Here is a 25,921-nt window from a genome sequence, read left to right on the forward strand (position 1 = left end):
TTCGATGGGCGCCGCCGGCTCAAGCATGGCTGCGCGGCGCGAGCGACTATGGCGGGCACGCCCGCCGCGTCGATGCCAGGCGCCGCGCGGGCGCCCGACGCTGCTTCAGCTTCAGTGGCCGCCCTTGAGCACTTCGCCGTCTTTCAGCTTGTAGCGCGTGCCGCAGTACGGGCAGCGGGCTTCGCCGTGCGTCACGTCGATGAAGACGCGCGGATGCGTGCTCCAGCGCTGCATCTTCGGGTTCGGGCAGAAAGCGGGCAGATCCTTGGCCAGCAGTTCCACCAGCGGCATTTCCTTCAAGTCGCTCATTGCTATCTCTTTTCCTGATGTCTTGCGTTGCGTGCGGGGCGCGGGACGAAGCGGGCGAGCCGCCCGGCCCGCCGCTTCGAGGGAAGGTCGCTCAGACCTTCGCGAGCCAGCTCGCGTACTTCTCGTTCTTGCCGCCGACGACGTCGAAGAACGCGCTTTGGAGCTTCTCTGTGATCGGGCCGCGCTTGCCCGCGCCGATCGTGCGGTTGTCGAGCTCGCGGATCGGCGTGACTTCCGCGGCGGTGCCGGTGAAGAACGCTTCGTCGCAGGTGTAGACCTCGTCGCGGGTGATGCGCTTTTCGATGACCGGAATGCCGAAATCGCGCGCGAGCGTGATGACCGTGTCGCGCGTGATGCCGTCGAGGCACGAGGCCAGATCCGGCGTGTAGATCTTGCCGTTGTTCACGAGGAAGAAGTTCTCGCCCGAGCCTTCGGAGACGTAGCCGTCCACGTCGAGCAGCAGGGCTTCGTCGTAGCCGTCGGCCACGGCTTCCTGGTTCGCGAGAATCGAGTTCACGTACCAGCCGGACGCCTTTGCGCGGACCATCGACACGTTCACGTGATGGCGCGTGAACGACGACGTCTTCACGCGGATGCCACGGGCGAGGCCGTCTTCGCCGAGATACGCGCCCCACGGCCACGCCGCGATGGCCACATGGATGGTGTTGCCCTTCGCCGAGACGCCGAGCTTCTCCGAGCCGACCCAGATGATCGGGCGGATGTAGCAGCTTTCCAGGTTGTTCGCGCGCACGACTTCGAGTTGCGCGGCTTCGAGCGTCGCCTGATCGAACGGGACTTCCATCTGGAAGATCTTGGCCGAGTTCAGCAGGCGCTTCGTGTGCTCCTTCAGGCGGAAGATCGCCGTGCCCTGCGCCGTCTTGTACGCGCGCACGCCCTCGAATACGCCCATGCCGTAGTGCAACGTGTGGGTCAGAACGTGGATCTTGGCATCACGCCAGTCGATCAGCTTGCCATCCATCCAGATCTTGCCGTCGCGGTCGGCCATTGACATACGATTCTCCTAGCTGTCTCGTTCAAGTGAGTTCGGGCTGGCCGCCCGGTCGTGGGTGGGCGGCGGCGCTCGTGCGCGGTTTTGCGCGCGTTCCCGCGTGAATTCCGGCTGAGGAACGCGCGCCCGGGGCGCAAAGGCGGCGAAAGACCGTCATTTTAGCGTCTTTTCGCGACGAAACCGATCTTGGAGCGCGTTTCACGACGCTATAATTTGCCTTTCGCCGCCGACTGAAACGGTGAAGCGAAACGGCGAAGCCCGCCATTCCCGTTTTTACCTGCGTTTCCCGTTCCATCGCGCAATCGATCGAGGCCGCGTGGTGGCTCGCTGCCCGAATCGTCATCCTGGCCTCGCCCCCGCTCATGCTCGACCGGCTGTCCGACACGAATCGCCGCGCCTTTCTCGAGGGTGCGCGCACCTTCTCGCCCGCCGTCCTGGCGACTTTCTCCTGGGGGCTCGTCACCGGCATCGCGATGACGAAGTCCGTCCTCACCGTGCCGCAGGCGCTCGGCATGTCGTTTCTGGTGTACGCGGGCTCGTCGCAGCTCGCCGTGCTGCCGCTCTTCGCCGCGAAGCTGCCGCTCTGGACGATTCTCCTGACCGCCGCGATGGTCAATCTGCGGTTCGTGATCTTCAGCGCGGGGCTCGCGCCGCATTTCTCCTATCTGCCGCTGCGGCGGCGCCTGCTGCTCGGCTATTTCAACGGCGACATCATCTATCTGATGTTCTCGAAGCAGAACTTCCCGACCGGCCGGCAGCCGGGCAAGGAGGCGTTCTTCTGGGGGCTCGCCGTGTCGAGCTGGAGCTCGTGGCAGGTTTCGTCGGTCGTCGGGATTCTGCTCGCGAGCCTGATTCCCGATGACTGGGGGCTCGAGCTCGCCGGCACGCTCGCGCTGATTCCGCTCATCGTCTCGGCCATCGCGACGCGCTCGACGCTGGCGGCGGTCGCGGTCGGAAGCGTCGTCGCACTGCTGGCGTTCGATCTGCCGTATCGCTTCGGCCTGCCGCTGTCGGTGTTCGCGGCGCTCATCGCGGGCACGCTCGCGGACCTGATCGCCGAGCGCGCGCGGCCGAAGCCGATCGGCGCGGGCGTTGCAGGCGTTTCGGGCGCTTCGGACGTTTCGGGCGAAGACCGCGCGGAGACGAAAGCCAAGCCCGATGCCACGAGGACCGCCCGATGAGCACGCTGCAAGTCTGGCTCGCCATCTTCGGCATGGGACTCGTCACGGCGGTGACGCGCGCGCTCTTTCTGATCGGCGGCGAACGCATGGTCCTGCCACCGCGCGTGCAGCGGGTGCTGCGCTACGCCCCGGCGGCGGCGCTCGCGGGCGTCGTCGTGCCGGATCTGCTGGAGACGCCCACGGGAATGTCGCTCGCGCTGTCGAATCACGCGCTCTGGGCGTCGGCGGCCGGACTCGCGTACTACCTGTGGCGGCGCGGCATGATGGGCACGATCGCCATCGGCATGATCGTCTTCACCCTGTTGCGGCTCGCGGCATGACGGCGAGCCAAATACGCGTCATCAACGATTGCCCGCTAAAAGCGGTCAGGGCGATCGGTTAAGATGACGGTCTTTCCTGGCCAGTGAGAGGTCGAAAGTGTGTCCGGCAGTCACCGTGCTACGGTTGTCCAACCCGCCGCTCCCGGCCGCTGCGCCGTGCCCGCGCGTCATGGCGTGCGGCGCGCTTCGCCGGATTCATCTGCCCGACCCGTTTCTTCCGCTTCCGGCACGCGCGTTCGGCTTCGCCGCGCGGCCCTCGCCCCCAGCCTGATCCGCGCGCGAGCCGTCCTGCCCGGCGGCCCGAGTGCGGCGACTCCACGAACCGGCCGGCCCCCACCGGTCATCCCGCCCGAACCGCTTCACTACCTACGTTGACTCCCATGACGAAAGTACTGCGTTTCACCGATCTGATCGCCGAAGGCAAAGTCTCCGGCAAGCGTGTGTTCATCCGCGCGGATCTCAACGTGCCGCAAGACGACGACGGCAACATCACCGAAGACACGCGCGTGCGCGCCTCGGTCCCGGCGATCAAGGCGGCGCTCGACGCGGGCGCGGCCGTGATGGTCACGTCCCACCTGGGCCGCCCGACCGAAGGCCAGTTCAAGCCGGAAGACTCGCTCGCGCCGGTCGCGGCGCGCCTGTCGGAGCTGCTCGGCCGCGACGTGCCGCTGCTCGCCGGCTGGGTCGACGGCGTGAACGTGCAGCCGGGCCAGGTCGTGCTGCTGGAAAACTGCCGCTGCAACAAGGGCGAGAAGAAGAACGACGACGGCCTCGCGCAGAAGATGGCGAAGCTCTGCGACATCTACGTCAACGACGCGTTCGGCACCGCGCACCGGGCCGAGGCGACCACGCACGGCATCGCGAAGTACGCGCCCGTCGCATGCGCGGGCCCGCTGCTGGCGGCCGAGCTCGACGCGCTCGGCAAGGCGCTCGGCAACCCGAAGCGCCCGCTGGTTGCGATCGTCGCGGGCTCGAAGGTGTCGACCAAGCTCACGATTCTCAAGTCGCTCGCCGAGAAGGTAGATCAGCTGATCGTCGGCGGCGGCATCGCCAACACGTTCATGCTGGCGTCCGGCCTCAAGATCGGCAAGTCGCTCGCGGAAGCCGATCTCGTGGGCGAAGCGAAGGAAATCATCGAGCAGGCGCGCACGCGCGGCGCATCGGTGCCGATTCCGAGCGATGTCGTCACCGCCAAGGAATTCGCCGCGACCGCGAAGGCGGAAACCAAGCCCGTCGCCGATGTCGCCGACGACGACCTGATCCTCGACATCGGCCCGGACACGGCCCGCGCGCTCGCCGCGCAACTGGAAACGGCCGGCACGATCGTGTGGAACGGCCCGGTCGGCGTGTTCGAGTTCGACCAGTTCGGCAACGGCACGAAGACGCTCGCGCAGGCGATCGCCAGTTCGTCGGCGTTCTCGATCGCGGGCGGCGGCGACACGCTCGCGGCCATCGCGAAGTACGGCATCCACGACAAGGTGAGCTACATCTCGACCGGCGGCGGCGCGTTCCTGGAGTTCCTGGAAGGCAAGACGCTGCCGGCGGTCGAAGTGCTCGAATCCCGCGCCGGGGCTTAAGGCCTTGGCGGCCCGAGGCAATCCGGCGAAGGCAGGAAAGAAGGGCGCGCAAGCAGCCGGCGGCGCGCAAGACGATGTGATCGAAAACGGCGGCCCGCTCGACGCGACCGCCGAAGCAGCGCAAGTGATTGCGGAAGCGCCTCGCCCCGATGAGCCGCATCCGGCGACGAACGAAGCAAAACCCGAAGGCGAAGCGGCAGTGCCCGAAACGCCTCCGGTCATCATCGGCGGCGTGACCGCCCATGCCCTGAAAGAAATCGACAAAGCGACGCCGGCACGAACCGGCGCGCGCGCGCAAGCGGTGAGCAATACCTCATCGCAAGCGCAACGTGCTCGCAGCGTTGTTACGGGCGATCCTACTGAGACGAGGAATTCCATGCATCGCGCTACAAAGATTGTTGCCACCATCGGCCCGGCTTCCACGAGCCCGGACATCCTGCTGCAAATGCTGCAGGCGGGCCTCGACGTCGTTCGCTTCAACTTCTCGCACGGCACCGCCGACGACCACCGCCAGCGCGCCGAGATCGTCCGCGAGGCGGCCCGCCAGATCGGCCGCGAAGTCGCGATCATGGCGGACCTGCAAGGCCCGAAGATCCGCGTCGGCAAGTTCGAGAACAACAAGACGATGCTCGTCGCGGGCAATTCGTTCATCCTCGACGCCAATTGCACGCTCGGCAACAACGAGCGCGTCGGCCTCGACTACAAGGATCTGCCGCGCGACCTGCGCGCAGGCGACGTGCTGCTGCTCAACGACGGCCTCATCGTGCTGGACGTCACGCGCGTGATCGGCGAGGAGATCCATACGACGGTGAAGGTCGGCGGTGAGCTGTCGAACAACAAGGGCATCAACCGCCAGGGCGGCGGGCTCACCGCGCCCGCGCTGACCGAGAAGGACATGGAGGACATCAAGACGGCGATGTCGCTTGGCGCGGACTTCGTCGCGGTGTCGTTCCCGAAGAACGCGACCGACATGGAAATGGCGCGTCAGCTCGCGAACATCGCGGGCGCGCCGTACGGCATCAAGCCGAAGATGATCGCGAAGATCGAGCGCGCCGAAGCCATTCCGGCGCTGCAGGGCATTCTCGACGCGTCCGACGGCATCATGGTCGCGCGCGGCGACCTCGCGGTGGAAGTGGGCAACGCGGCGGTTCCGGCGTTGCAGAAGCGCATGATCCGCATGGCGCGCGAGTCGAACAAGCTCGTGATCACCGCCACGCAGATGATGGAATCCATGATCCACGCGCCCGTGCCGACGCGCGCGGAAGTGTCGGACGTGGCGAACGCCGTGCTCGACGGCACCGACGCCGTGATGCTCTCCGCCGAAACCGCGGCGGGCAAGTATCCGGTGACGACCATCGAGACGATGGCGGCCGTGTGCGTAGAAGCGGAGAAGTCGGAAGAATCGCAGCTGGACCGCGATTTTCTCGACCGCACGTTCACGCGTATCGACCAGTCGATCGCGATGGGCGCGCTGTTCACCGCATTCCATCTCGGTGCGAAGGCGGTCGTCGCGCTGACCGAGTCGGGCTCGACCGCGTTGTGGATGTCGCGTCACTGGACGCACGTGCCGATCTTCGCGCTCACGCCGCGCGTGTCGAGCGAGCGCACGATGTCGCTCTACCGCAACGTCACGCCGCTGCACGTCGACACCAACATGGACCGCGACGCCGCGCTGAATCAGGCGCTGGAAGTGGTCGTGTCGAAGGGCTACGCTGCGCGCGGCGACATGGTCGTGCTCACCGTCGGCGAGCCGATGGGCCAGGCGGGCGGCACCAACACGCTGAAGATCGTGCGTGTGGGCGACCATTTCTGAGGACGTCGTACGCAATAAAGAGAAAGATGCGCGGTCAACGACCGCGCGGCGTGCCGCAAGCACGGGAGCGCTCGCCGTGCCAGCAACGGTGAGCGCTCCAGAAGAGCGCGCAGGACGACGAAGACGGCTTCGTCAGTCAAAGCTTCGATAAAGCCGAAAACCGCCCGAGAGCGGAATCGAGCGCGCTACAGAATTCGTTTCACATCATGGAGTCTCACCACAATGCCTCTCGTATCAATGCGTCAACTGCTGGATCACGCGGCCGAACACGGCTACGGCCTCCCGGCATTCAACGTCAACAACCTCGAACAGGTGCAGGCGATCATGGCGGCCGCGAACGAAGTGAACGCGCCCGTCATCATGCAGGCGTCCGCCGGCGCGCGTAAGTACGCGGGCGAAGCGTTCCTGCGTCATCTGATCGAAGCGGCCGTCGAGTCGTATCCGCATATTCCGGTGGTGATGCATCAGGATCACGGCCAGTCGCCGGCCGTTTGCATGGCCGCGATCCGCTCCGGCTTCACCAGCGTGATGATGGACGGCTCGCTCGAAGCGGACGGCAAGACCGTTGCGTCGTACGAGTACAACGTCGCGGTGTCGAAGAAAGTCGTCGAGTTCTCGCACGCGATCGGCGTCACGGTCGAAGCCGAGCTGGGCGTGCTCGGCTCGCTCGAAACCATGAAGGGCGACAAGGAAGACGGCCACGGCGCCGAAGGCACGATGACGCGCGAACAGCTTCTGACCGATGTCGAGCAGGCCGCCGACTTCGTGAAGCAGACGCAGTGCGATGCGCTCGCGATCGCCATCGGCACGTCGCACGGCGCGTACAAGTTCTCGAAGAAGCCCACGGGCGACATTCTGGCAATCGACCGGATCCGCGAAATCCACCAGCGCATTCCGAACACGCACCTCGTGATGCACGGTTCGTCGTCGGTGCCGCAGGAGCTGCTCGCGGAAATCCGCGAATTCGGCGGCGACATGAAGGAAACCTACGGCGTGCCGGTCGAGGAAATTCAGGAAGGCATCAAGCACGGCGTGCGCAAGGTGAACATCGACACCGACCTGCGTCTCGCGATCACCGGCGCAATCCGCCGCTATCTGTTCGAGAATCCGTCGAAGTTCGATCCGCGCGACTACCTGAAGCCCGCGCGCGAAGCGGCCAAGGAAATCTGCCGCCAGCGCTACATGCAGTTCGGCTGCGAGGGCATGGCGGGCAAGATCAAACCGGTTTCGCTCGACAAGATCGCCGAGAAGTACAAGTCCGGCGAGCTCGCGCAGATCGTCAAATGAGCGTGAAATCACGCCCGATCTGAGCCACGCGGTATTTGTAAAGTAAAATCAACGGGTTCCGGCGACGGGACCCGTTCGCTTTTTTCGTAGCGCCTGCGGGCCGGGCGCGGCGATCCACCCTTTTCAGCACCTCTTCGGTATACGACGATGTCCACGCTATACGAATCCACGATCAAATCGCTGCCGCTGCTCGGCCGCGGCAAGGTCCGCGACAACTACGCAGTCGGTCAGGACAAGCTCCTGATCGTCACGACCGACCGCCTTTCCGCATTCGACGTCGTCATGGGCGAGCCGATTCCGAACAAGGGCCGCGTGCTGAACACGATGGCCGATTTCTGGTTCGAGAAGCTCGGCCACATCGTGCCGAATCACAACACGGGCATCGATCCGGCTTCCGTCGTGGCGCCGGACGAAGTCGAGCAGGTGAAGGGCCGCGCGGTCGTGGTGAAGCGCCTGGAGCCGATTCTGGTCGAGGCGGTCGTGCGCGGCTATCTCGCGGGCAGCGGCTGGAAGGACTATCAGGCGACGGGCGCGGTGTGCGGCGTGGAGTTGCCGCCGGGCCTGCAGAACGCGCAGAAGCTGCCCGAGCCGATCTTCACGCCGGCGGCCAAGGCCGAAATGGGCCATCACGACGAAAACATCACCTACGATGAAATGGAGCGCCGCATCGGCACCGAGCTGTCGGCGACGATCAAGCGCATTTCCATCCAGCTGTACAAGGAAGCCGCCGAGTACGCGGCGACGCGCGGCATCATCATTGCCGATACGAAGTTCGAGTTCGGTCTGGACAACAAGGGCGACCTGTATCTGATGGACGAAGTGCTGACCGCCGATTCGTCGCGCTTCTGGCCGGCCGACGGTTACCAGGTCGGCACGAATCCGCCGTCGTTCGACAAGCAGTTCGTGCGCGACTGGCTCGAAACACAGCCGTGGAAGAAGGAGCCGCCGGCGCCGAAGCTGCCGGAAGACGTGATCGCGAAGACGTCGGAGAAGTATCAGGAAGCGCTGCAACGTCTGACGGGTAAGACGCTTTCGTAAGTTCTCGATAGTTCGACAGGCGCCGCTTCCGGAAAGCGGCGCGCGCAATTCAAGGGAAAAGGAATGAGCGAAGTACAGACCGGCGCGCATATGCACGCAGCGCCGCTCGTCGGCGTGTTGATGGGCTCCAGCTCCGACTGGGACGTGATGAAGAACGCGGTGGCGATCCTGCAGGAATTCGGCGTGCCGTACGAGGCGAAGGTCGTCTCGGCGCACCGCATGCCCGACGAGATGTTCGCCTACGCCGAAAGCGCTCGCGAGCGCGGCTTGCGCGCGATCATCGCGGGCGCGGGCGGCGCGGCGCATCTGCCCGGCATGCTGGCCGCGAAGACCACGGTGCCGGTGCTCGGCGTGCCGGTGGCGAGCAAGTATCTGAAGGGCGTCGATTCCCTGCACTCGATCGTGCAGATGCCCAAGGGCGTGCCGGTCGCGACCTTCGCCATCGGCGAGGCGGGCGCGGCCAATGCGGCGCTGTTCGCGGTATCGATTCTGAGCGTGACGGATGCGCGCTATGCCGACGCGCTGGCGGCTTTCCGCGTGAAGCAGAATCAGGCGGCGCGCGATATGGCGTTGCCGCCGCTCTGAAGCGCAACAGCGATTGCGTTTCCCACTTCGTCTCACAGCAGGGCCCCGAAAACAGCACGCTTCGCCCACCGTCCGCGACTCAGCTCCCACGATGAACCCACAAAACTCCCCGATCTCTCCCATCCTGCCGGGCGCCTGGCTCGGCATGGTCGGCGGCGGCCAGCTCGGCCGCATGTTCTGCTTCGCCGCGCAGTCGATGGGCTATCGCGTCGCCGTCCTCGATCCGGATGAGACGAGCCCCGCCGGCGCCGTTGCGGACCGGCACATCCGCGCCGCCTACGACGACAAGGCCGCGCTCATCGAGCTCGGCCGCCTGTGCGCGGCGATATCGACGGAATTCGAGAACGTGCCGTCCGCGAGCCTCGAATTCCTCGCGTCCTGCACCTTCGTGAGCCCGGCGGCGAGCTGCGTCGCCATTGCGCAGGACCGCGTCGCGGAGAAGCGCTTCATCGCGGCATCGGGCGTGCCGGTCGCGCCGCACGTCGTCATCGAATCGCCGCAGGCGCTCGCCGCGCTGCCCGACGAGAAGATCGCCGCCGTGCTGCCCGGCATTCTGAAAACCGCGCGTCTCGGCTATGACGGCAAGGGACAGGTGAGCGTGCGCAATGTCGACGAAGTGCGCACGGCGTACGCGTCGCTGTCGGGCGTGCCGTGCGTGCTGGAAAAACGCATGCCGCTCAAGTATGAAGTGTCCGTGCTGATCGCACGCGGCGGCGACGGCAAGTCGGCCGTGTTCCCGCTCGCGCAGAACGTGCACATGAACGGCATTCTCGCGAAGACGGTCGTGCCCGCACCCGATGCGTCCGACGCGCTCGTCGCCCAGGCGCAGGACGCGGCGCTCACCATCGCCGCGAAGATGGGCTACGTGGGCGTGCTGTGCGTCGAGTTCTTCGTGCTGGAGGACAGTTCGCTCATCGCCAACGAAATGGCGCCGCGTCCGCACAATTCCGGCCACTACACGGTCGATGCCTGCGCTACGAGTCAGTTCGAGCAGCAGGTGCGCGCGATGACCGGCATGCCGCTCGGCGACCCGCGCCAGCATTCGCCGGCCGCGATGCTGAACCTGCTCGGCGACATCTGGTTCGACGGCGACAAGGCGCGTCCGCCCGCGTGGCCGGAGGTCGCGGCAATGCCGGCGGCACGGCTGCATCTGTACGGCAAGGAGGAAGCGCGCCGGGGCCGCAAGATGGGCCACATCAACTTCACGGCGGCGACGCTCGAGGAAGCGCGCACGGCGGCGCGCGACTGCGCGCGCATGCTGCATATCCCGCTCGATTAAGACTTTGGCAGCAAGCAGGCAATGACCATCCACTTTCCGGGCGCCGCACAGATCGATGAAGCCGCGGCCTTGCTCGATGCGGGCGAACTCGTCGCGTTTCCGACCGAGACGGTCTACGGGCTCGGCGGCGACGCCGAGAATCCGGACGCCATCGCGCGCATCTACGCGGCCAAGGGACGGCCGGCGAATCACCCGGTGATCGTGCATCTCGCGCCCGAGGCCGATCCGGGCTATTGGGTGCGCGAACTGCCCGCCGACGCGCAAAAGCTCATCGATGCGTTCTGGCCCGGCCCGCTCACGCTGATTCTCAAGCGCGCGGCGCATATTCCGGCGGCGGTGAGCGGCGGCCAGGATTCGGTGGGCGTCCGGTGTCCGTCGCATCCGGTTGCGCAGCAATTGCTGTCGGCGTTCCACAAGCGGCGCGCGGGGACGGGCAAGCAGGGCGGCGTAGCGGGGCCTTCGGCGAACCGCTTCGGTCACGTCAGCCCGACGACCGCCCAGCACGTGCGCGACGAGTTCGGCAGCGCCGTGCATGTGCTCGACGGCGGCGCGGCGGATGTCGGCATCGAATCGACAATTCTGGATTTGTCGCGCGGTTTTCCGGCGTTGTTGCGGCCGGGGCATGTGAGTCCGCAGCAGATCGCGGACGTGATCGGCGTCGCGCCGCGCTTGCCCGATGGCTCGGACGCCACCGCGCCGCGCGCGTCCGGCACGCTGAAGGCGCATTACGCGCCGCGCACGCCGCTCGCGTTGTTGCCGTTCGCCGCGATCGCGCCGTTGCTCGCGGCGCAGGACCGCTCGAGCGGGAAGAAGATCGCGCTGGTCGCGCGGGCGTCGAGCGCGGGCGAGTGGGCGCATGCCGCGAATGTGCACTTCGTTGCCGCGCCCGAAGATCCGCAGAGCTATGCGCGCGATCTCTACGGCCTTCTTCGCGCGCTGGATCGCGCGAACGTCGAGCGCATTTTCATCGAGAAGCTGCCGGAGTCGATCGAGTGGATCGCGGTGAACGATCGGCTGGGAAGGGCGGCGGCGGCGTTTGAGGCGGATAGGTGATCGCGTCGTTCTCGCGTGATTCTTGAAGATGTATCGTGGGGATTTCGGGTCCGTGGCGGATCGTCATGGTCCTGGGTTTCCTCCGCATGCGCAGAGATTCAACCAGGCCAAAAAACAAAAACCGCCCGGCGTTGTATCCGGGCGGTTTTTTACTCCTGACGTTCCAGACTTACTTCCCCAGCCCCGTCTTCGCCACTGCCTGCTCCGCCTGCTGCGCATAAAGCGCATGCAGATGCGTCGTCGGATGCAGCGTATCGGCGAACATGTAGGTCTGATCCGCGCCCGCGACGGTCAACGTCTCCGGCGAGCAGAAGAGCGAAGTGGCGAACGCGCTCGGATTGGTCTCGCCGAACTTCTGCGCCGCCGCGGCCATTGCCTGCAAGTTACACGCCGTTCCCGTGTTGGACACCGTGAAGCCGTACTGCCCGAAGTTCGCCGTGATATTGGCGAACGGCGTGGCGATATCCAGTAAGGCCACCTTCGAGATCACCCCGAACTCCGTCAGTTTTGCGGTGAGCGTAGCGTTGAACAACTGTGAAACCTGCTGCAACTGCGCGCGCACGGCCGCGCTGCTCATCACGCCCTGCGGCGTCAAACTGATGTCCGGCACATTCGATACCAGCACGTGCGTCGCGCCGTTCTGCAGGATCGTGGCGACGACGCCGGCGAGCTGACCCGCCGCGGTTGCGATCGCGATGCCTGCATTGGTCGGCGACAACTGTCCCGCCTGCACTGCCTGCAAGTTGTACAGGATATCGTTCGCGCCGCCGCCGACGAGCACGAGCTGGCCCGAATTGAAGCTGCCGTGCGCGGTGAGATAGTTCTTCACCTGCTGGACGACCGGCACCGTCAGCGCACCCTGATAGTTCGCGGGATCGTTCGAAACGTGATTGATGCCGATTGGATTGGTCACGAGCGCGCCGCCCTGCGCGTAACCCAAGCCCGCCTGCGTCGCGGGCGGCGTGCCGAAGCCGCCGGTCATCGCGGGCGTCAGCGTGTCGCCGTAATACTGCGCGACATCCTGGACCCACACCTGGCCCGGATTCGTCGTGAAGCGGCCGCCGCCGAAGTTCGCCGCCGCGACCGGCGAGTATGTGCCGACGTCCGAGAGGCTGTCGCCGAAGGACACCACCTGCAGCTTGACGCCGCCCGGCGGCGTGGAATTGTTGTCGTCACCCCCGCCGCCGCATGCGGCGAGCAGGGCGAATGCGGCGCTGGCCGTGGCGACCTGGGCAAAGCGCACCAGGGCGGCGCGCGTCGAGCGTTGCTTCTTCATGGACCTCGTCTCCGTTCTTCGGTGTTTTCTAGTTCGATCGCGGCGCTCGACCTTCTTTCCGGTCTTCACGGCACGCAACTGCAATATTAAGCGATGCGGCACGCCCGCCCGGCTGCATGACCACCCGCATCCGGCCGAGCGCCGTGCCCGACAGCGTACACGGCGCATGCGGCTTTCCGAACGCGACTTCGTAGAAGAAGTCTTCGGTCGCGCCGGGCTTCCGTGCCCGCGAGCCGCGTGTTCAGTCCGCGACGCCCGGCTTGCGCGCGCCTTCGTAGACCCATTCGAGCAGCGCGTCGTGTGCGGCGCGCGCGGCCTCGGCGCGCGGATCGTTGATGAAGCTCACGACCACGTAGCTCTCGCCGTTCGCCGAGCCGACGTAGCCCGCGATCGCGCGCACGTCGCGCAGCGTGCCGGTCTTGATGTGCGCGTTGCCGAGCGCGCCCGCGTTGGTCAGGCGGTTGCGCATGGTGCCGTCGACGCCCGCGATCGGCAGCGACTCCACGAACACCTGCGCGACCGGACTCGCGTTCGCCGCCAGCAGCAGATCGGCGAGCGAGAGCGCGGAGATGCTTTCGTCGCGCGACAGGCCCGAGCCGTTGTCGAGCGAGAGGCCGTTCATCGGCAACGCGCTGCGGCGCAGGAACGCCTGAATCGCCTGCGCGGATTTCGCGGTCGTCGCGGGCGGCTTCAGTTGCGCCGCGCCGATCGTGAGGAACAGATTGCGCGCCATCACGTTGTTGCTGAACTTGTTGATGTCGCGAACGATGTCGGACAGCACCGGACTGCGATGCGTGCCGACGAGGCGCGCGTTTGCCGGCGTCGGACCTTCGCGCGTCGCGCCCTGGAACGTGCCGCCCGCCTGCTTCCACAGCGCGAGGAAGCCGCCCGCGAAGAAGGTCGAATGATCGAGCGCGGCGACGTTGATCGTGCGCGAGCCGCAGCGCAGCGGATAGTCGCCGATGAACGACGCCTGCACGAAGCCGCTCTGCGTCTGCGCGACGCTCGGCGACGCCGCCGAAAGCGAGCCCACGCATGCGCCGCGCGTGACGCGCAGTTCGTTGTCGATCTGCAGTTGCGCGAGCTGCGGCAGCACGTCGATGGAAACCTGCCCGTCCGGATTCGGCGTCAGCGTGAAGGAGAGCGACTTGAATGCGTAGAGCAGCGGGTCCGGGCCGACGTTGTAGGGCGCGGAGTCGTCGTTGTCGAAGGCGGGCAGATTGCGCGTGGATACGTCGAAGTAACGCTTGTCGAGCACGACTGCGCCGTCGATGCCCGTGATGCCGTTCTTGCGGATCTGGTCGACGAGATCGATCAGCTCTTCCGGCACGAGCTTCGGATCGCCCGTGCCCTGGATATACAGATTGCCGTGCAGCACGCCTTGCGCATCCACGTCGCCGTCCGCGTAGGCGGTCGTCTTCCAGCGATAGTCGGGCCCGAGCATCGAGAGCCCCGCGTAGGTGGTGACGAGCTTCATCGTCGAGGCGGGCAGCATCGGCTGGTTCGCGTTGATCTCGACGAGCGGCACCGGTGCGCCGACACGCTGCACGACCACGCTCATCGACGAAAGCGGCACGTGCGCGCGTGCAAGGGCCGTCATCACCGAGGCGGGCAGCGGACCGGCGGGCACGCTCGCCCGCGCGGCGTGTTCCGCCTTTGCACCTTTCGCGGCGTGCCTCGCCTTCGAGCCGCCTTTGGCGCCTATCGCCGCGCGCTCCGGCGCCTGCGCCTGCGATTCGGCCCTCGTGCCGCCACGCGCCTGGGCGTCGGGCATGTGGCCGAGCGTCGCGCTTGCGAGGACCGCGGCGAGCGCGAACGAGGAAAGGCGGCGGGACACGGAATGAAAAGCGGGCAGCATGGACGAACGGACGTTCCGGAGCGGGTTTGGGGCGGCGGCGCGCGGCTCGGTGAAAGCGGCCACGCGCGGGAAGCGGCTATTGTAGACAAGCTGGCTTGCGGAAATCGTACGAATGGAAATCGCACTGGCGCGATGCGGCTTGCGCGCGACACGTCGTTGTCCTTTGCAAGCGCGCACGGCCGGCCGGTGGCCGGCACGGTTAAGACCCGTTTAAGCCTGTGGCGGGGCCGCGCGGCTACAATGGGTCGCGGCCTCGCGGCTGCTTCACGTAACCACGGATAGACATGTGCCATGCGAATCCTGCTTGTCGAAGATGACCGGATGATCGCCGAAGGCGTGCGCAAGGCGCTGCGCGCGGACGGCTTCGCTGTCGACTGGGTGCAGGACGGCGAGGCCGCGCTCACGGCCGTCGCTGGCGAGCCCTACGACCTGATGCTGCTCGACCTCGGCCTGCCCAAGCGCGACGGCCTCGACGTGCTGAAGACGCTACGCGCGCGCGGCAACGCGCTGCCGGTGCTCATCGTCACGGCGCGCGACGCCATCGCGGACCGCGTGAAGGGGCTGGATGCCGGCGCGGACGACTATCTCGTCAAGCCCTTCGATCTCGACGAGCTTGGCGCGCGCATGCGTGCGCTGATCCGCCGTCACGTGGGGCGCGGCGAATCGCTCGTGCGGCACGGCGAGCTGACGCTCGATCCGGTCGGCCATCAGGTGACGCTCGCGGGCAATCCCGTCTCGCTGTCGGCGCGCGAGTTCGCGCTGCTCGAAGCGCTGATGGCGCGGCCCGGCGCGGTGCTCTCCAAGAGCCAGCTCGAAGAGAAGATCTACGGCTGGGGCGAGGAAATTGGCAGCAACACGGTCGAGGTCTACATCCATTCGCTGAGAAAGAAGCTCGGCGCCGATCTCATTCGCAACGTGCGCGGCCTGGGCTACATGGTCGCGAAGGACGCCTGATGCGGTCGATTCGCCGCACGCTGCTCATCTGGCTGCTCGCGCTCGTGATCGTCGGCGTGGGCTTTGCAGGCTGGCTCATCTATCGGCAGGCGCTCGCCGAAGCCAACGAACTCTTCGATTATCAGCTTCAGCAGATTGCGGCGGCGCTGCCGTCCGAGCCGTTTTCGTCGGTGCTCAGTTCGCGCAGCGAGAGCGACGAAGGCGTCGTGATCCAGATCTGGAATCGCAACGGCGTGCTGATGTACTACTCGCATCCGCGCGTGCCGCTCGCGCCGCACGCGGAGCTCGGCTTCTCCACCGAGATGACGCCGCGCGGCGAGTGGCGCGTGTATAGCGCGATCGTCGGCGACAACGTCGTGCAGCTCGCGCAGCCGCTCTCCATTCGCAATCGCGTCGCGGCGGGCGTCGCGTGGCGCACGTTATGGCCGCTCGTGCTGCTGCTGCCGCTGCTGGGCCTGGCGATATGGGTCATCGTCGGACGCGGGCTCGCGCCCTTGCAGCGCGTGACGCGCGCGCTCGACACGCGTCATCCCGAGGCGCTCGATCCTCTCTCCGATCGACGTCTGCCGCAAGAAGTGCGGCCCGTCGTGCGTGCGTTGAACGCGCTGCTCGCGCGTCTGTCGGCGGCGCTCGATACGCAGAAGGCTTTCGTCGCCGACGCCGCGCATGAACTGCGCACGCCGCTCGCCGCCGTGCAGATTCAGGCACAGCTCGTCGCGCGCGCGCAGGATGACGAGACCCGGCGCGAGGCGCTGGCCGACTTGCACGAAGGCATCGCGCGCGCGACCCGGCTCGCCGAACAGTTGCTCGCGCTGGCGCGTTCCGAGCCGGATGGCAAGGCCGTCGAGACGCAAGTCGACCTGCGCGAACTGCTCGAAGGATGCGTGCGCGGCTACGTGCTCGTGGCGCAGGAGCGCGGCGTGGACCTCGGCATCGAGGCGAGCGAGCCCGCATTCGTCAAGGGCGATCCGGATTCGCTTCGCGTGATGTTCAACAATCTCATCGATAACGCGACCAAGTACACGCCCAAAGGCGGGCGGGTGGATGTGTGCTTGAAAGCGGAAGATCACCATCCCCTGGTCGAAATCTCGGACACCGGGCCGGGCATTCCCGCCGAAGAGCGCGAGCGCGTATTCGACCGGTTTTATCGGGCCGGGGAAGGGGCGACTCGCGCGCCCACCGATGTCGCGGGCAGCGGGCTCGGGCTTGCGATCGTGCGGCGCATCGCGGCTCAGCATGGCACGACGGTGGCGCTCGGGGAATCGCCGGCCGGCGGGCTGAAAGCGTCGATTCGGTTTTGAGTCGAATCGTTCCTGGATCAATCGAGTCGATCCAATATAGATGGCGTGAAGCGCGTTTTCTTATTGCGCGAGAAAGTTAAATCAATCCTGCTCGGGCGAGCGGCATCGGATATTTAGGTAACCGAATCATATAATGCTTCGCGCCGCGGCTCGGCACAATATATGCCGATCGATCCGGTTGCGCCTTTCAGTAAATCTCTCGTTGATAAAAATTTAGGATTTACCGATCTTTCTGGACACACCTGGGTGTCGTAATATGAAAACGGTAATTAATCTGGAGGCCTAAATGAAAACGAGTTATCGGTCGAACCTGACCGAAGGTGCAGGTAGTTGGATTGTCGCGCGGGAGCGCGCCGTTGCACGAGGTGGAAAAAGGTCTGGTCGTTTCAAACTGATCGCGAGGCTCATGCTCTTGGCAGGCTCGGCGACACTTCTGCTTTCTGGCAACGCTTGGGCGGACATGTGTACGAACGACGTCCTGTACCAATACAACTATATGGCAATGGGCCCCGTCGCGAGTTGTGTGGACTGGAGCGGCGGAGATATCATCGGCGACCTGCCCGGATCGGGTACATGGACCAGCATTGGGTCCGGTGGTACGCAGATCGTGATTTCCACGACTCAGAAAAAGCTGGCCTTCAGCCCAAGCAACTCCGCGAACGTGGCGACGATGACCGACAGCGTCAATGGCGGTGTGCTGCTCTCCGGTATTGCTGCCGGCGTCAGCGCGAGAGACGCCGTCAACGTGAGCCAACTCACACCGGTGGTCAATGCCTTAGGCGGCGGCGCGTCGCTCAATGCGACCACTGGCGCCGTCACCGCTCCGACTTATACGCTCGCCAATGCGAACAGCATCGCCGGGACCACCGGCGCGGCAACCAGCGTCGGCTCCGGCTTCAGCAAGGTCGATGCGGCGCTGGGCAAGCTGAACACGTCCGTATCCGGCAACACGACGGCGATCGACGACCTCACGAACCAGATCAACAACGGCACGATTGGTCTGGTACAGCAGGCCGCGGCCGGCCAGGATCTGACCGTGGGCAAGGACACCGACGGTGCGGCCGTGAACTTCGCGGACAGGAACGGCGCGACACGCACGCTGAAGAACGTGACGGCGGGGAACCTCTCGGCGTCGAGTACCGATGCGGTGAACGGCTCGCAGCTGTTCGCGACCAATCAGCAAGTGACGCAGAACACGACTGACATCAACACCATCAACACCAAGATCAACAATGGTTCGATCGGCCTGGTGCAACAAGACGCGAGCACGCGTGTCATCACCGTTGCAAAGAGCACCGACGGCACGGTCGTCGACATGACGGGCACGCAGGGCACGCGCACCGTGACGGGAGTGACGGCAGGCCAACTGTCGGCCAGCAGCACGGACGCGGTCAACGGTTCGCAGCTCTATGCGACGAATCAAAATGTCGCTCAGAACACCGCGGACATCGCGAACCTGAACAACAACGTTGCCCAGAACACGACCGATATCGCGAAGAACACCACCAACATCGCCAAGAACACCACCGACATCAACAACATCAACAACGCGATCAACAGCGGCAACGTCGGCCTGGTTCGTCAGGATGCGAACACGCGCACCATCACCGTCGCGAAGGACAACGACGGCACGGTGGTCGACATGACCGGCACGCAAGGCGCCCGCATGGTAACGGGCGTGGCGGCCGGCGAGCTGAGCGCCGACAGCAGCGACGCTGTCAACGGTTCGCAGTTGTACCAGACGAACCAGGACGTGGCAGGTCTCATGCAGCAGGTCAAGAATTTCGCAGGCGCCAGCACGAGCGTCGTTGCCTCGCAGAAGATGGACACGCCGGCAGTCGCGAGCGGTACGGACTCGACGGCGCTCGGCAACGGTTCGATCGCTTCGGGCAACAATTCGGTCGCAATCGGCAGTGGTTCGCTCGCCAACGAGGACAACACGGTTTCGTTCGGCTCGCAAGGCAACGAGCGCCGCCTCACGAACGTGGCGCCTGGCATCAACGGCACCGACGCCGTCAACATGAATCAGTTGAACACGGTTCAGAACAGCGTCAACACGGTTGCGCGTCAGGCGTTTGCCGGCGTCGCCGCGGCGATGGCCATGCCGAACCTCACGCCCAGCCAGCCGGGCAAGACGGTGGTCGCGGCGGGCGTCGCGAACTACAAGGGCTATACCGCGGTGGGCGTCGGCGGCACGTATCGCTCCATGAACAACCACTGGCTCGTGAATGGGGCTGCGTCGTTCACGCCGCATGGCGATACGGGCGTGCGCGGCCAGGTGGGCTACGAGTTCTAAGCTGGCGTCGCGCAGGCGAGATCAACTGTAGAGAGTAGTAAAGCGGTTCGAAGCAAGGCAGCAAGCAGGGGCGGCCGTCCGGAAGGGCAGCCGCCCTTTTTTCATTCGCCGGAGCCGCGAAGCGACGAGCGTGTGCATGGCTCGATGCTTTCGGAGTTGTCTGCTTCGATTCGGAGTTCCTAGTCGTTAATATCTCTCTCGTTGGTTGTGTGGTGGTTCGAGAGCAGCAAGCCGTAGTAGCAGTAGGAGTAGCAGTAGTCGCGTTGTACCCCGTAGTAAAGCAGTTGAAATCGTAGTAACGCAGTATTGAAGTAACGCAGCAAAGTTGTACCGTAGTGAAGCAGTAGCAAGGGGCGGCTGTTCGCAAGAGCAGCCGCCCCTTTTCTTTCGAAGTTCCCGCGCAAGCTTCAATTTTTAAGAAAGGTTTAAGTGACACCCCGTAATCTTCCTTCATCGATATTGCGCGCTCTTCGAGAGCGCATCCCTCGTCAGGAGCACACGATGAAAGCGAAGATTCTCACCCGCAGCGCCGTCGCAGTGGCTGTCGCCGTTGCCTTGTCGGCGGGCTACGTGGCCGGTCATAATAATGTGCCTGCGCCGCAGGTCATCTCGCCCGCCGCGGCGGCGGCGATGATGCCCGCCGAAGCCGCGGCCAAGACAGGCATTCCCGATTTCTCCGGTCTCGTCGAGACCTATGGCCCGGCCGTGGTGAACATCAGCGCGAAGCATGTCGTGAAGCAGACGTCGTCGCGCCGTAGCCAGAACCAGCTGCCGATGGACCCCGACGACCCCTTCTACCAGTTCTTCAAGCGCTTCGGCGGCATGCCCGGCTTCGGCGGCGGCGACGGCGGCCCGGGCGCGGACCGTCCGAGCGAAGGTCTCGGCTCGGGCTTCATCGTGAGCGGCGACGGCTACATCCTGACGAATGCGCACGTGGTCGACAACGCCAACGTCGTCACCGTCAAGCTCACGGACAAGCGCGAATTCCGCGCGAAAGTCATCGGCGCAGACAAGCAGTCGGACGTCGCCGTGCTGAAGATCGACGCGAAGAACCTGCCGACCGTCAAGATCGGCGATCCGAACGGCAGCAAGGTCGGCCAGTGGGTCGTCGCGATCGGCTCGCCGTACGGCTTTGACAACACCGTGACCTCGGGCATCATCAGCGCGAAGTCGCGCGCGCTGCCCAACGAGAACTACACGCCGTTCATCCAGACGGACGTGCCGGTGAACCCTGGTAACTCGGGCGGCCCGCTCTTCAACCTGCAAGGCGAGGTAATCGGCATCAACTCGATGATCTATTCGCAGACAGGCGGCTTTCAGGGTCTTTCATTCGCCATCCCGATCAACGAGGCGATCAAGGTGAAGGACGCGCTCATCAAGACGGGCCACGTCGATCGCGGCCGTCTCGGCGTGACCGTGCAGGGCATGAACCAGACGCTCGCGAATTCGTTCGGCATGAAGTCGCCGCAGGGCGCGCTCGTGAGCTCGATCGAGCCGGGCGGACCGGCGGCGAAGGCGGGTCTGCAGCCGGGTGACGTGATCATCGCGCTCAACGGCGTGCCGGTGGCCGATTCGACCTCGCTGCCGTCGCAGGTTGCGAGCCTCTCGCCCGGCAGCTCCGCGAAGGTGACGGTGTGGCGCGACAAGAGCTCGAAGGACCTCAACGTCACGATCGGCGCCCTGAAGGACGCCAAGACCGCCAGCGCGAACCCCGGCGGCGACGATGGCGCTTCCGCTCAGGAGGCCCGCCTCGGCGTCGCGGTGCGCCCGCTCACGCCGGAAGAGAAGCAGAACGATTCGCTTTCGCGCGGGCTGCTGGTGCAGCAGTCGAACGGGGCGGCGGCGAGCGCGGGCATCCAGGCGGGCGACGTGATCCTCGCGGTCAACGGCCAGCCGGTCAGCTCCGTGCAGCAGTTGAAGTCGATGGTTTCGCACGCGGGCGACAGCATCGCGCTCCTGATCCAGCGCGACAATGCGCAGATCTTCGTTCCGGTCGATCTCGGCTAAGGCGCCGCCGGCGGCGCATGCGATGCGGGCACGAACCATGCTTCATGGCTCTCCGGTGCCCCATCGCGTGAAGCCGACGCATCGGGCGTGACGTCGCCGGCGCTCGCGGGCCCGGCGACATCGGAAAAAGGAGCAAAAACATGACGAGCAGAACCACGGGCAAGCTTGCCGCAGCACTCCTCATGGCGGCGCTGGGCGCGGGCATGGCGGGCGGCGCCTGGGCGCAGGCATCGGGCGGTACCACGAGCGACATGTCGAGCGCCGGCAACACCAACGGTGGCGGCCTGCCGCAAATCCAGCAGCAGGGCGACGTCTCCTACACGTCGGGCGGCGTGGGGCTCGACGAATCGCGCGCATTGTTGCGCGAAGAAGCGCATTGGCCGCTGTCGCTGCGCTTCACGGGACCGACGGCCGACTATCTCGCGGGCGTGCACGTGCGCATCGTGGGCGGCCAGGGCGGCGGCGAGGTGCTGAGCGCCGAGTCGATGGGCCCGTACATGCTCGTCAAGCTTCCTCCCGGCAGCTACACGGTGTACGCCAAGTACAAGGATCAGGAAAAGAAACAATCGGTCAACGTGTCGGGGCCGGGCAAGGCCAAGGCGGCGTTCCACTGGAGTATTCAGTAGGCGCGGGAAGGAGGGTGACCACGGCAGCATCGAAAGCACTCACCCCGGCATCGAAAGTTGTCTCATAATTAAGCCACGGGCATCGGCTTTTCATGGTCGACGGCTCGTGGCTTTTTTCGCTTTCGGTTGGCACACGGGAGGCGCACCAGATGGGCACGGATCTGAACGACGGGCACGAAGCGGCGCATCGCATCGAGATTACGGCGAACAGCCGGCGCTGCCGCGTGATCCATCAGGGCGTCACCTACGCCGATACCCACGGGGCCCTTACGCTGATCGAACCGGGCATGGAGAAGGTGCACTATTTTCCGCGCGCCGACGTCAACATGGCGCGCCTGGAACGCTCGATCCACACCTCGCATTGCCCGCTGAAGGGCGAGGCCACGCACTATCACCTGTTGACGGAGGACGGCCCGGTCGAGAACGCCGCGTGGAGCTACGAGGCCCCGCACGATGCCGCGGCGAAGATCAAGGGCTATCTCGCGTTCAACCGGTCGCGCGTCGATCGCATCGACGAAACGTCCTAGGCGGGTATTCGTACAGACACGGTCGCGCCCACTCGGCGATAACGAACGAATGCGGTCCTTGCCCCGGAGGCTCGAATGGAAGTCACCGATGCGTTTCGCGTTCCGCTCGACCCGGCGCATGTCCGGGAGGCGCTGGGCGATCTCGCGCTGGTGCGCGCGAGCCTCGACAACTGCGAATCCTTCACGCGCACGCCGAGCGGCGAGTATGCGCTCACGCTGATCGTGCCGCTGGGCGCGCTGCGCGCACGCTACGACGTTCGCGCGCATTCCGCCGGGCGCACGCGGCAGGCGGCGCACGAGGAGGGCGAAAACGCGGAATCCGCCGAGCTCGCGTATGCGCGCACCTTGAGCTTCAAGGCGCGCGGCGAAGGCGTCGGATCCTTGCGCGGTCAGATCGCGGTGGCGCTGAATCCGGACGACGGCGGCGACGCGACCTGGATCGAATACACCGTCTGGGCGACGGTCTCGGGTCCGCTTGCCGGCTTGCCGTCACGCCAGATCGAAAACGCGCTGCGCGACGGCGCCGACGATTTCTTCGCCGAGTTCTGCGAGGTGGTGCGCGCCAAGCACGGTTTGCCGTCGCTGCGCGCGGCGGGCGAAAGCGCGGCGCGCCGGCATGTGTTCCTGCGGCCGAGCTCGATGTCCGCGGCGTTCTCGCGTCGCTCGGGCGCGATGCGCGGACCCGCCGCCGACGCCCACGCGAGCGGCGTGTTGCGGCATCGCCTGCACGGACACGGATTCGCGCATCACGAGCACGATCACTCTCACGATCCGCATCCGCTCGGCCTGCCGGGCTGGGCTTGGGCGGCGATGCTCGTGTGCGTCGCGCTCTTTGCGTACTTCGCGCAGCACATCGGGCTGCAATGAGCGGGCTGCAATGAGCGGGCCGCAATGACGCATCACACCCCGCGAAACGCTCTCCGATAAGCCGACGGCGACGTTTTCAGCGTCTGCGCGAACTGCTGGCGCAGCGTCGCGCCTGTGCGAAATCCGCTTTCCTCAGCGATGCGATCGATCGGCAAGTCGGTGTCTTCGAGCAGCCGCTGCGCGAGCGCGACGCGTTGCCCGGCGAGCCACGCGCCGACCGCCGCGCCCGTCGTTTCCCGGAAACGCCGCGTGAACGTACGCCGGCTCATGGCCATGCGCGCGGCGAGCGCATCGAGCGAATGCTCGGTTTGCAGATTCGCGCGCATCCAGTCGAGCAGTCCCGCGAGCCGTTCGCCATGCGCGCGCTCGGGCAACGGCTCGTCGATGAACTGCGCCTGCGAGCCTTGCCGGTGCGGCGGCACGACGAGCCGTCGCGCGACGTGATTGGCCGCGCGCGAGCCGGCGAGCCGCCGCAGCACGTGCAGGCAGCAATCGAGTCCCGCCGCAGTGCCGGCGGAGGTCGTGATGTTGCCGTCGTCGATGTAGAGCACGTTGGGGTCGAGGCGCACGCGCGGATAGCGGCGCGCGAAATCGTCCGCCCACGCCCAGTGCGTGGTGGCGGCGCGGCCGTCGAGCAGACCCGCCGCCGCGAGCACGTAGGAGCCGAGACACAGTCCGACGACCTGCGCATCGCGCGCGTAAGCGGCGCGCAGCGCTTCGAGCAGCGCATCGGGCGGCGTTTCGTCCGGATCGCGCCAGGAAGGCACGATGATCACATCGGCGCTCGCGAGCGCATCGAGCGAATGCCGCGCCGCGATCGTGAAGCCGGCCGACGTCGCGAGCGCATCCGGCTCCGCCGCGCACACGCGAAAGTCGAACGACGGCACGCCGATGCCGCCGCGCTCCTCGCCGAACACGATACACGGCACGGCGAGATGAAACGGGCTGATGCGGTCGAACGCGACGACGGCGATCGAATGGCGACTCATGGCTCGGCTCCGGCGGATCATCGAATTCGAGCATTTTGGCCCGATTTCTGCGAAAGTTGGCAATCGGGCCACTTCTGGCCGCCGCCGGGGTGCGGCGACAATGCGCTCGACCCATCGCGCTCATTCAAGAAAAGGAGCTGACCATGCCGCGCCGCGCCCTGATCGTCATCGACGTGCAGAACGAATACGTCACCGGCAACCTGCCGATCGAATATCCCGATGTGAACCTGTCGCTCGCCAACATCGGCCGGGCGATGGACGCCGCGCAGAAGCACGGCGTGCCGGTCGTCGTCGTGCAGAATTTCGCGCCCGCCACTGCGCCGATCTTCGCGCGCGGCTCGGCGCTGGCGGAACTGCACGAGACGGTGAGGTCGCGCCCGCGCGCGCATTACGTCGAGAAGTCGCTGCCGAGCGCGTTCGCCGGCACCGATCTCGCCGACTGGCTGAGCGCCCACGACATCGACACGATCGTGATCGCCGGCTACATGACGCACAACTGCGACGATTCCACCGTCAAGCACGCGGTGCATGCCGGCCTATCGGTGGAGTTTCTCGCGGATGCGACGGGCGCCGTGCCCTACGAGAACCGCGCGGGCAAAGCGAGCGCGGAAGAGATCCACCGCGTATTCACGGTCGTGATGCAGTCGCGCTTCGCCGCCGTGCTCGGCACCGACGAATGGATCACCGCGCTGGAAAGCGGCCAGCCGCCCGCGCGCGACAACATTTACGCGTCGAACCAGCGTGCGCGCGCGGCGGATTCAGCCGCAAGCCGGTGACAGCAGGGCCGGGCTGCAACGCAGGGCGTCGAAGCACGCGTCGATGAGCGCTTCGGCGTCGCGCTCCGGATGAACCAGGTCGGGCAGCATCAGCGAATCGTGCAGGATGCCGGTGAAGAGGCAGTGGAGCATGGTCGTGGCGCGGCGCGCGTCCAGCGTCGCGGGCAACTGCTTCTTTTCGACCGCGTTGCGCAGCGCGCGCTCGATGCGCTCCATGCCGTCGCGCATGTTGTTCTGATGCCGCTCGCGCACCGGCCCCATTTCCTCGACGAACTCGCATTTCATAAAGAGGATGTCGAACACGCGCCGGCGCTGCTCGTCGGTCGTGATGTTGCGCATGCACCAGACGAACAGCTCCCGAAGGCGCGCGAGGGGGTCTTCTTCCTTGCCGTCCAGCGTGGTCGCCACGAGCTCGTCGAGCGGCAGCAGGCTGCGGTCGAACATCGCGTTGAAGAGATCGCCCTTGTTGGCGAAATGCCAGTAGATCGCGCCGCGCGTCACGCCCGCGGCCTGCGCGATGTCCGCGAGCGTCGTGCGCGACACGCCTTTTTCGTAGAAGACGCGCTCGGCCGCGTCCAGAACACGGTTGCGCGTTGCCTTCGCTTCTTCCTTGGTTCGTCTGACCATATCGTGCGGCCGATGGCCGTCTGCTCCTGCTGCTGCCGTTGAAGGGACGCCCTAAATGCGGCCCTGTCGAAGATTCGTCCAACGTAATCGATTCCCCGAGCGGTTTTTTCTCGCTTCCAATGGGGAAAACACGTACAGTTTTTTACATTCATTCGTGAATGTATATACAATACCACCCGTCGACCGATAGCCCAAGTAGCAGGCGGCGGGTGGTATCCCAGCCAAGCTTTCATTTCGATTGTCCGTTCTGGCCGTCCTCAGGCCTTTCGGCGGCGCTGCATAGGCGTCGCGCACGGACATGAAAAGCCGGCCGCTGGCCGGCGGTTGCGCTCGCGGGTCTCACTGGTTGGTTTATTGGTCAGCGTC

Annotated in this window: 23 protein-coding genes; 17 read left to right on the forward strand and 6 right to left on the reverse strand. The window is 65.7% G+C overall.

The features are described 5' to 3' along the window. Positions 1–111: 111 nt before the first annotated feature. Positions 112–309: a zinc-finger domain-containing protein gene (locus tag AWB83_RS17480; RefSeq protein ID WP_087046864.1), complete on the reverse strand. Its 198-nt coding sequence runs from the start codon at positions 307–309 to the stop codon at positions 112–114. Between the two features lie 91 nt (positions 310–400). Further along, positions 401–1,321 (reverse strand): branched-chain amino acid transaminase, encoded by a 921-nt coding sequence (locus AWB83_RS17485; protein WP_087046865.1) that lies wholly within the window; start codon positions 1,319–1,321, stop codon positions 401–403. Between the two features lie 359 nt (positions 1,322–1,680). Here AWB83_RS17485 and AWB83_RS17490 point away from each other — a divergent pair, with 359 nt between their 5' ends. The 9 genes from AWB83_RS17490 to AWB83_RS17530 all read left to right on the forward strand — a co-directional run bounded on the left by AWB83_RS17490 (position 1,681) and on the right by AWB83_RS17530 (position 11,451). Next, positions 1,681–2,499: an AzlC family ABC transporter permease gene (locus AWB83_RS17490; protein WP_244197779.1), complete on the forward strand. Its 819-nt coding sequence runs from the start codon at positions 1,681–1,683 to the stop codon at positions 2,497–2,499. Continuing rightward, entirely contained in the window at positions 2,496–2,819 is a 324-nt protein-coding gene (locus AWB83_RS17495) for a branched-chain amino acid transport AzlD family protein (RefSeq protein WP_087046866.1), read from the forward strand. The genes AWB83_RS17490 and AWB83_RS17495 overlap by 4 nt, the downstream gene beginning before the upstream one ends. A 380-nt stretch (positions 2,820–3,199) precedes the next feature. Then, positions 3,200–4,396, forward strand: a complete 1,197-nt coding sequence (locus AWB83_RS17500) for a phosphoglycerate kinase (protein WP_087046867.1) — start codon at positions 3,200–3,202, stop codon at positions 4,394–4,396. Positions 4,397–4,772: 376 nt separating this feature from the next. Beyond that, the gene (pyk, locus tag AWB83_RS17505; protein ID WP_087046913.1) at positions 4,773–6,209 is read left to right on the forward strand and encodes a pyruvate kinase; all 1,437 of its coding nucleotides are present in this window, start codon (positions 4,773–4,775) and stop codon (positions 6,207–6,209) included. Positions 6,210–6,431: 222 nt separating this feature from the next. Beyond that, positions 6,432–7,496, forward strand: a complete 1,065-nt coding sequence (fba, locus tag AWB83_RS17510) for a class II fructose-bisphosphate aldolase (RefSeq protein WP_087046868.1) — start codon at positions 6,432–6,434, stop codon at positions 7,494–7,496. 147 nt (positions 7,497–7,643) lie between these two features. Next, positions 7,644–8,534 carry a phosphoribosylaminoimidazolesuccinocarboxamide synthase gene (locus tag AWB83_RS17515; protein WP_087046869.1) on the forward strand — a complete coding sequence of 297 codons (891 nt, stop codon included), beginning with the start codon at positions 7,644–7,646 and terminating at the stop codon, positions 8,532–8,534. A 63-nt stretch (positions 8,535–8,597) separates the two neighbouring features. Next, positions 8,598–9,119 carry a 5-(carboxyamino)imidazole ribonucleotide mutase gene (gene purE / locus AWB83_RS17520; RefSeq protein ID WP_087046870.1) on the forward strand — a complete coding sequence of 174 codons (522 nt, stop codon included), beginning with the start codon at positions 8,598–8,600 and terminating at the stop codon, positions 9,117–9,119. Between the two features lie 91 nt (positions 9,120–9,210). After that, a complete protein-coding gene (locus tag AWB83_RS17525) occupies positions 9,211–10,398 on the forward strand; it encodes a 5-(carboxyamino)imidazole ribonucleotide synthase (protein ID WP_087046871.1) in 1,188 nt (395 codons plus the stop codon). A gap of 21 nt (positions 10,399–10,419) precedes the next feature. After that, complete coding sequence (locus AWB83_RS17530) at positions 10,420–11,451, forward strand: L-threonylcarbamoyladenylate synthase (RefSeq protein ID WP_087046872.1); 1,032 nt, start codon at positions 10,420–10,422, stop codon at positions 11,449–11,451. Positions 11,452–11,620: 169 nt separating this feature from the next. On the opposite strand, the gene AWB83_RS17535 is transcribed toward AWB83_RS17530, so the two are convergent. Both AWB83_RS17535 and dacB read right to left on the reverse strand, forming a co-directional pair. Next, positions 11,621–12,727 carry an SGNH/GDSL hydrolase family protein gene (locus AWB83_RS17535; protein ID WP_087046873.1) on the reverse strand — a complete coding sequence of 369 codons (1,107 nt, stop codon included), beginning with the start codon at positions 12,725–12,727 and terminating at the stop codon, positions 11,621–11,623. A gap of 241 nt (positions 12,728–12,968) precedes the next feature. Beyond that, on the reverse strand, positions 12,969–14,585 hold the full coding sequence (gene dacB / locus AWB83_RS17540) for a D-alanyl-D-alanine carboxypeptidase/D-alanyl-D-alanine endopeptidase (protein WP_143750070.1): 1,617 nt from the start codon (positions 14,583–14,585) through the stop codon (positions 12,969–12,971). 291 nt (positions 14,586–14,876) lie between these two features. Here dacB and AWB83_RS17545 point away from each other — a divergent pair, with 291 nt between their 5' ends. The 7 genes from AWB83_RS17545 (at position 14,877) to AWB83_RS17575 (ending at position 23,163) form a co-directional block, all read left to right on the forward strand. Then, a complete protein-coding gene (locus AWB83_RS17545; RefSeq protein WP_087046874.1) occupies positions 14,877–15,539 on the forward strand; it encodes a response regulator in 663 nt (220 codons plus the stop codon). Then, a complete protein-coding gene (locus AWB83_RS17550; RefSeq protein WP_087046875.1) occupies positions 15,539–16,840 on the forward strand; it encodes an ATP-binding protein in 1,302 nt (433 codons plus the stop codon). Before AWB83_RS17545 ends, AWB83_RS17550 begins: the two co-directional genes overlap by 1 nt. A 670-nt stretch (positions 16,841–17,510) precedes the next feature. Beyond that, entirely contained in the window at positions 17,511–19,136 is a 1,626-nt protein-coding gene (locus AWB83_RS17555) for a YadA family autotransporter adhesin (RefSeq protein ID WP_159463060.1), read from the forward strand. Positions 19,137–19,637: 501 nt separating this feature from the next. Next, a complete protein-coding gene (locus AWB83_RS17560) occupies positions 19,638–21,143 on the forward strand; it encodes a DegQ family serine endoprotease (RefSeq protein WP_087046877.1) in 1,506 nt (501 codons plus the stop codon). A 140-nt stretch (positions 21,144–21,283) separates the two neighbouring features. After that, complete coding sequence (locus tag AWB83_RS17565) at positions 21,284–21,769, forward strand: hypothetical protein (RefSeq protein ID WP_087046878.1); 486 nt, start codon at positions 21,284–21,286, stop codon at positions 21,767–21,769. A gap of 149 nt (positions 21,770–21,918) precedes the next feature. After that, positions 21,919–22,296, forward strand: coding sequence for a DUF427 domain-containing protein (locus AWB83_RS17570; RefSeq protein WP_087046879.1), 378 nt, complete (start codon positions 21,919–21,921; stop codon positions 22,294–22,296). Between the two features lie 75 nt (positions 22,297–22,371). Further along, the gene (locus AWB83_RS17575; protein WP_087046880.1) at positions 22,372–23,163 is read left to right on the forward strand and encodes an SRPBCC family protein; all 792 of its coding nucleotides are present in this window, start codon (positions 22,372–22,374) and stop codon (positions 23,161–23,163) included. Between the two features lie 32 nt (positions 23,164–23,195). Here the strand turns inward: AWB83_RS17575 and AWB83_RS17580 are convergent, their stop codons facing one another. Then, positions 23,196–24,152, reverse strand: coding sequence for a helix-turn-helix domain-containing protein (locus AWB83_RS17580; protein WP_341866713.1), 957 nt, complete (start codon positions 24,150–24,152; stop codon positions 23,196–23,198). Between the two features lie 143 nt (positions 24,153–24,295). Here AWB83_RS17580 and AWB83_RS17585 point away from each other — a divergent pair, with 143 nt between their 5' ends. After that, positions 24,296–24,928 carry a cysteine hydrolase family protein gene (locus tag AWB83_RS17585; protein WP_087046882.1) on the forward strand — a complete coding sequence of 211 codons (633 nt, stop codon included), beginning with the start codon at positions 24,296–24,298 and terminating at the stop codon, positions 24,926–24,928. Here the strand turns inward: AWB83_RS17585 and AWB83_RS17590 are convergent. Beyond that, positions 24,911–25,555 carry a TetR family transcriptional regulator gene (locus tag AWB83_RS17590; RefSeq protein ID WP_087046883.1) on the reverse strand — a complete coding sequence of 215 codons (645 nt, stop codon included), beginning with the start codon at positions 25,553–25,555 and terminating at the stop codon, positions 24,911–24,913. The two genes, AWB83_RS17585 and AWB83_RS17590, sit on opposite strands and share 18 nt — an antisense overlap. Between the last annotated feature and the right edge of the window lie 366 nt (positions 25,556–25,921).

It is taken from the genome of Caballeronia ptereochthonis (assembly GCF_001545075.1).
GTDB lineage: Bacteria > Pseudomonadota > Gammaproteobacteria > Burkholderiales > Burkholderiaceae > Caballeronia > Caballeronia ptereochthonis.